This is a genomic window from Aminobacter sp. P4_D5, assembly GCF_056401815.1.
Genome location: NZ_JBFUIP010000593.1, coordinates 1 through 780, shown reverse-complemented (window position 1 = coordinate 780; position 780 = coordinate 1). Strand labels below are relative to the sequence as shown.

Genomic DNA, 780 nt, shown 5'->3' with positions numbered 1-780 from the left:
GACGAAGGCTGCGCGCGTGGGTGCATCGCCGAGGGCGTGCGTCCGCAGGACGAGCCGGCTGTCCGGCACCGCGTCCAGTATCCTCGCCCAGCAGGCCAGCACCCGTGGCGTGATCTTCGCCATGTTGTTGTAGCAGCCGAAGGTGACATGGCCGCGCCGGAGCAGCGGTGCCGGCATCACCGCGGGTGCGTAGGACGGCCGCTCGTAGCAGACATAACCATCCGGCAGTCGCAGCAGCTGCTCAACATAGTGCTCTTCGAAGCCCTCCGGCGTCTCCCAGCGGTCCGTGAGCATCCAGTCGATGTTCGGCACGCCGGTCGTCGCCGATTGGGAGCCCACCCATTTGATCTGCACAGGTGCACAGCGGTGCCGCAGCGCGCGGATCTTGCCGCCCAGCCCATGCCCGCCGAGGTCGACGAGGATATCCAGATCCTCCGCGCGCAGCTTCTCGACCAGGAGCGATTCGCCAATGGCGGGATCAAGCGTGACCCAGCTGTCAGCCCGGTCGCGATAGCGCTGTGCCAGGGGGCCAGGTCGGTCACCAAGAGAAAGGACGATGAGCTCGAAGTCGTCGCGCGGCAGGTTCTCGATGCCCGCCAGGGTGAACCAGCCGACCGGATGCGTCCCGAAATTCGCGGAGAGGAAGCCGACCCGCAACCGATCCCGCGATGCGCGCGGCGCCGTGTGGAAAGGCTCGAGATTGTTCGACAAACCCGCGTGCAGACGATCCGCCACCTCGCGCAGCTGGGCGGGATCCGCCTGCTCGGGATGGTAGGGCCC

The 780-nt window shown here is 67.3% G+C and carries 1 protein-coding gene; it reads right to left on the bottom strand.

Features of this window, described 5'->3' with window-relative positions; translation table 11 throughout:
- The coding region (locus AC1DWF_RS33720) for an O-linked N-acetylglucosamine transferase family protein (protein WP_476842846.1) at positions 1-780 on the bottom strand (780 nt) is incomplete at both ends.